The organism is Streptomyces sp. URMC 126, assembly GCF_051386555.1.
Taxonomy (GTDB): Bacteria; Actinomycetota; Actinomycetes; order Streptomycetales; family Streptomycetaceae; genus Streptomyces.
The window spans coordinates 1-241 of the sequence record NZ_JBPQTX010001263.1 but is presented as its reverse complement, the minus strand read 5'-3'; the positions used below and the strand labels follow the sequence as shown (position 1 = coordinate 241).

Here is a 241-nt window from a genome sequence, read left to right as displayed (position 1 = left end):
CCACATTGATGTCCATGACGGCGGGGGAGGACAGGCCCAGCTGGGCGGCGACGCGGGCCGCCGTGTTGGGGCTGCGATCCACGGCGGTGCAGGTGGCCACGAGCACGAGATCGATCTCGTCCGCGGAGAGACCGCTGCCGGCCAGGGCCTTGGCGGCCGCGGCGGCCGCCATCCGGTCGACGGTCTCGTCGGGCGCGGCGATGTGCCGGGTCCGGATGCCGACGCGGCTGCTGATCCACTC

The 241-nt window shown here is 73.9% G+C and carries 1 pseudogene; it reads right to left on the bottom strand.

Annotation, left to right across the window (positions count from 1 at the left end):
* Nucleotides 1-241: pseudogene (locus tag ACSNOK_RS35895) on the bottom strand (3-oxoacyl-ACP synthase); the annotation flags it as partial.